Genomic DNA, 5866 nt, shown 5'->3' with positions numbered 1-5866 from the left:
GCACAGCGCGTGCGGGGGCCTGCCGCCCATGTCGCGAGTCTACGGCGTAAACAACCTATCGGCACACAACAGCTAGGTCCTGGATGTTGTTCATCTCGCATTCGAGCTCGCTTAGCATGGGGGAGTCGCTGATGTCGAGCGATGCAAGCTGGTTGTAGCTGATCGTGAGGAATACCAGCATCGGCAGGTTGCTCAAATCGATGGACGCCAGCTGGGTGTCCTTCACATAGAGCGTCGTGAGGCTCGGGTTGTCGTGGCAGGTGAGGCTGACAAGCGCTTGCGATGTGCTATGCAGGCCGCGCAGCTCGGGCAACCCGTGCGCCGCGATGGACGTGAGCCTGTCCATATCGGCCTGCAGGAACACCAGGTTGCGGGCGGCCGTGGCATCGATACCTTGCAGGTTGGGCGCCTGCTCGGGCGTTACGAAAGGCTTTTGGAACTCAGCCGAGATAACGGGCGTGCCCTTTATGGTGGCGGGCAGCTTCAGCGTGGTGGCAGAGCCCTCGTAGTCGTAGAGATAGATGCCCTCACCGCGGTAAAAGATCGTTGTCGTATAGTCCTTTCCGGGGACTTCAACAACTTGGTCGTAATCGTTGAACCCGCTGCCATCCTTGATGTTCACATAGGAGAATCCGTTATACGTCCCAAGCTCGTAGGGCTTTTCCGCAGGGGGTTGCTGCGAATCGAGGTAGGTATCCATACGATGGAGAAACGCCGCCATATCGCAACGGACGATGTCGAGGTAGGGGCGGAAGGTCTTAGTTCCATCTTTCTCGTTCCAGCCCGTTGAGATCTTGGCATCTGCAAGCCATAGGATGGCGCGCTTGTGCGGCGTGGCCGAATCAACGTCCGCGAACCCGTTCGCTTCATTCTCGTTTACGTGGGGCTCTCCGGCAAGGCGGTAGAGGAACGCCGCCATGTCGCAGCGCTTCACGATCTCGTACGGGCGGAAGCTGAACGTTCCATCGTGATTGTCCCAACCGCTGGAGATGCCCTGATGGGCGAGCCATAGGATGGCACGGCGATGCGGCGTGGAAGCATCGACGTCCGAGAAAGCGGGAGCATCGTCTTCGTTGAATTGCGGCTCTCCAGCCAGACGGTAGAGGAACGCTGCCATATCGCAGCGCTTGACCGTTTCGAATGGATGGAAGCTGCTGGTGCCGTCGCCATTGGGCCAGCCTTTGGAGATGCCCTCGTCCGCAAGCCAGGTGATGTGCTCCGCATGCGGCGTGTCGGCCTGTACATCGGTAAACGATGCGGCCAGAGCCGGCGTGGCGCATGAGAGCACCAGCAGGAACATGGAGGCCATGCCCAATATGGCTTGTAGCCTCCGCTTCGATTTCGCCATCGTGTCGTTCTCCTTCCTGTCCGTGCGGCGCCTGCCGCACGTATCCGTTTTCGGCAGTTGCTCGGCCCGGGTCTAGGGGGCTAATACTGCCTTAGAAGTAGACTATTCCTATCGAGTCGTTTGTGGAATAGGCTACTAGGGCTAAATAGATTGATGGTGAAGAAGCAGCGTTGCCGAGCGGGCGCATCGCGCGCGATGCATGCGATGTTGTTCACCGTCCATACTGGTGGTTTTGCGGATTGCACGACCGTGCGCATGGCCTGCGATGCGATAATCGCAGCGACTTGCGTCAATGCGTCTGTAAGGAGAATTCTATGGGATATGGAACGGGTGTCGTTCGTATTCGGCAGGCATGTGCAGCTGCAGCCTGCGCGCTTGCATTGTTTGCTCCCACGGCGTCTGCCTGGGCGGAAGCTCCGCTCATGGGAGCCGGTGTCGATGAGATTCCGGGTATCGAGGGTATCTCGGGTTCATTGGCGGTGGGCGGCGCGGATGTGACGGAGGCTATCGGGAATCCTGCGGCCTCGGGCGAATCTGCGGCAATGCCGCTGCGTGCGACGCGTGCGGGCGGTACGTTCTACGCCTCCATGGATGGCGCGGTGTGGCAGACCGAAGCGCACAGGATGCTCGCGATGGTGAATAATGAGCGCGCTCGCCTGGGCGTGTCCGCGCTTCAGTGGGATTACGAACTCGAGCAGTCTGCTATGCAGCGTGCTGCGGAGACCTTCATCATGTTCAGCCACGATCGACCCGATGGAAGCTCGTGCTTCACCGCGTTCCCCAGCGGGCTCAGTATGTATGGCGAGAACATCGCCATGGCTTCGTTCGGCAACGCGGATAACGCTTATAACATGTGGTACAACTCGCCGGGTCACTACGCCAACATGACTCATGCGGGCTTTACCAAGGTGGGTATCGCATGCTTTAGGGGGCCCGATGGCGTCTACTGGGTCCAGTGCTTCGGTGCTGGCGGGTCGAGCAACACGACCGCCTCGTTCTATGATGGTGCGGCCTCGTTCGCCGTGCCCCTGCCAGACTCAATTATTACGGCGAGCTATACGAGCGCTTCGGCCCTCACTCCGGCTGTTGACGCCTTTCGCGTTTTGCCCACGGTGACCTTTGCATTTAACGGCGTGGTGGGAAATAGGCAGATCAACGGTTCGGCAACCTATGGCAACGAGCTGTTCTCGTGGAGGACGGATGACGAGCGCATCGCCTGCGTGGGCGAGCATATGGGGAGCCGCTATTGCATCGGCGTTGCTTCGGGCAGGACCACGCTGCATGCCGAGTTTCCGTCTTCCTCGCGTCTGAACAAGGATGTTCCCGTGATCGTCACGCGTGAGGGCGCTTTCATCGATGTCGACGCGAACACGCCTCATCGCGAAGAAGTGCTGTTTCTGTCCTCAACCGGTGTGACCGCTGGCTATCCGGACGGTAGCTTCAAACCGTATTACAACGTGGCGCGCGCCGATATGGCAGCCTTCCTGTGCCGCTTTGCCGACGCGATGGGCATAGAGGACGCCAGCACCTGGCAGCCCTCTCAAGACGATTGGCGCCGCTTCTCCGACGTGAATGCGGATACGCCGCACGCACGCGAGATCCTGTGGCTCGCACATATGGGTATTTCTACCGGATTCTCCAATGGAACCTTCCGCCCCTTCGATAGCATCGCTCGCTGCGACATGGCGGCCTTCCTGCGCAGGTTTGCCACGAAGTTCGACGTGGGAGATGCCTCCATGTGGAAGCCCGGGGCGCAGGGCGTTGCGTTCCCGGATATCGTCGCTGACACCCCGCACCGCGAGGATGTTCTGTGGCTCGCACATGCGGGCATCACCACTGGTTTCCCGGACGGCACCTTCAAGCCGTACGGCACCGTTACCCGCTGCGACATGGCTGCCTTCCTCCATCGCATGGCTCACCTCGCGTAAACGGTGCGTGACGAACCGGGTCGCAGGAGCCTGTGAATAGCTTCCCGCTGCTGTAATTACGAACAAGGGCCAGGGCGCATTTCGAATTGCGTTCTGGCCTTTTTGTGTACCTATTCAAAGTTCTGGCCGTGCGATTGTGGTGACCTGTGACGGAGAACCGAGCGGCTAGCGGTTCATTCCCATCTCGCATATTACTTAGATAGCATTTTCGGTCCAGGAAGTGTCGCCTCTTGAAATGTTGCTCAACAAATTTCGTGTACGCCCATTTATGGTTGAGTTGCATAGATCTTCGATTGTGGAAGGGTGATCGCATGCGCAAAGCAAGATGGATGTTCGCACTGTTGGCGTTGGGAGGTTCCATTCTCACATTGCAGGCGCCCGCCATTGCTGCGGCGGTTGATAGCGGAGAAATTGTTGCCGGGCCTATTCAGTACGACCATGTGTCTGGTGTGGTGAATGGCAACGTTCTCTGCTCCAAGACCCTTGATGTGGTCGACGATGGCGAGGTCGTTCGCCATACTCTTATGGGTGTCGATGGCCAAGAGAAGTTCAGCTATACCTTTGTTGATTTTGATAGCGGTTTTGGTGAGCAGCCGACCAGCAGCGATTACGCCCCGGTGATAAATGCTGACAGGATGATGTATACAGATTTTCCCCAAGATAATGGCTGTCTGATTCTTATCGATGTAAAGACTGGCAAACATGTTCTTGTGAATTCTGACGGAGATATTGTTGTTGACGATGCGGACGGAATCGTCGTCATGAAAGACGGCGAGCATGCCATCTCTGTTAAGAAAGTGGGAAATGCTCTGCGGATCAGGTTGCACAAGGTTGCAGATGGCTCCATTTTGAAGCAAAAGTCAGGCATGATTGGTGTAAACACCATTTACACTTTCTCTGATGATAGCCATTGGACTGACCCCAAGGGCGACGTGGTATATCTGTCTACGGATGTGGGCTCCTACTATATTTCGATCAGCAACGGTGATATCAAAATTACCCCCGAACCTAAGCAGGATCCTAACGTAGTTTTCGATGATGACGGATACCTCATTTCACTTATAAACGGTCGTCTTCAGTTCGAGCTTCCGGATGGAACGAGGAAAACTGCTCCGGGAACGTTTAGCGAGGCTTATTTTTCTCAAGGTGTTATATTTGCCCTGCAAAATTATGAGACCCAATACTTTACCTTTGATGGAGTTCGAATTCTCGAGGGCTGTGAATTTAATGACGTCGCGGTTCTAAAGGGCTCTGATCGGTTTTTCTGCAAGAATCGAGTTCCGGGATCGGGCGACTCTGTCTGGGAATACTTCATCTGTGACTCAAAGGGAATCTTGAAGCGTCTGGGACGTTCCTCTAAGACACGTGAGCTCTTAAACTCTGGTGCGTTTGTCTTCGAGTCTGAGATTAATCCTCAAGATGCTGGGCAGCCATACCCCATGCTTTACACTACGAAGGCTTATGATTCAAATGGTCGCGTTGTTGAAACGTGGGACCTTTCTGAGCGGATGAGAGTACTTCAGCTGTATTTCTTCGACGTGAATCGGCTGCCTTCAGACGGCGTGTTCTATTTTGGCTATAGCGATGCGACGAATGCCACCTCATTTTATTCTCGGGATTTTGAATATCTGGCAACTCTTGATGGTATCGAGTTTCGAGTATTCGACGAAGTCGAGTGTGAAGGTAACACATGTCTTTCGTTTATTTATAACAGCGAGTATGAGCGTGATGCGTTTTCTCCCTTGTACGACTATCGCATCCAGCCGATGATGATTGGCGACATGCAGCGCATCCGCGCGGGTCGCGTTGCCGAGCGCGATAACATCAACTACGTGACTGATGGCAGGGGCCATGCTGGTGCCGTTGATGATGAGGGCAATGTAATCATTCCTCTGGAATATGAGAGTATCTACGATGCTGGATCTAATGCTGATGCTTCGCACATTCTGGTAAAGAAAAATGGTACATGGCATGTTATGAGGCTTGAGGGCAACGGTATGATTTCCGTTGATGTGCCCGTGGTAGCTGATTTGACATTTAATGGGAAAAACCAGGTTCCTGTTGTTGCGGAATCCGATCTGTATCGCGTCGTGTCGAACGATGGTGGCACAAATGCTGGGTCGTACAGCGTGGAGCTTGAATTGGTTGATCCTGGGTCGGCGTGCTGGGCTGATGGCTCTGTTGGCAACAAGGTCATTTCGTATAAGATCGCACCGCGCGCACTTACTGATGGCGTGAAAGCGGGTTCGATTGATGACCAGACGTTTACCGGTGCCGCGGTCAATCCTAAGGTGACGCTGCGCCTCGACGGAGAGCTTCTTGTAGAGGGGGCAGACTACACGCTAACGCACGCGTCCAACACTAAGCCCGGAACCGGTTATGCTATCTGTCAAGGTAAGGGGAACTACACGGGTGAGCTGCGTATTGCCTTTAATATCGTGAAACCGCTTTCCTTCAGCGATGTTGATGGAAGCACGCCCCATGCTGCGCATATCAATTGGCTTGCGTCTGCCGGTATTTCCAAGGGCTGGAACAACGGTGACGGAACGTTTAGCTTCCGTCCGTATGCAATCGTGGCCCGCGCCGACAT

3 protein-coding genes are annotated in these 5866 nt (G+C 55.3%); 2 read left to right on the top strand and 1 reads right to left on the bottom strand.

What is annotated here, in order from left to right:
* Positions 1-55: 55 nt before the first annotated feature.
* Positions 56-1348 (bottom strand): S-layer homology domain-containing protein, encoded by a 1293-nt coding sequence (locus tag I2E26_RS07550; RefSeq protein WP_195420244.1) that lies wholly within the window; start codon positions 1346-1348, stop codon positions 56-58.
* A gap of 314 nt (positions 1349-1662) precedes the next feature.
* On the opposite strand from I2E26_RS07550, the gene I2E26_RS07545 reads away from it, so the two are divergent.
* Both I2E26_RS07545 and I2E26_RS07540 read left to right on the top strand, forming a co-directional pair.
* A complete protein-coding gene (locus tag I2E26_RS07545; protein ID WP_195420243.1) occupies positions 1663-3276 on the top strand; it encodes an S-layer homology domain-containing protein in 1614 nt (537 codons plus the stop codon).
* Positions 3277-3587: 311 nt separating this feature from the next.
* On the top strand, positions 3588-5866 hold a 2279-nt coding region (locus tag I2E26_RS07540), incomplete at its 3' end, for an S-layer homology domain-containing protein (protein WP_195420242.1).

The organism is Collinsella sp. D33t1_170424_A12 (assembly GCF_015554865.1).
Taxonomy (GTDB): Bacteria; Actinomycetota; Coriobacteriia; order Coriobacteriales; family Coriobacteriaceae; genus Collinsella.
The sequence above is the reverse complement of the archived record's forward strand: the minus strand, read 5'-3'. Positions and strand labels throughout refer to the sequence as shown.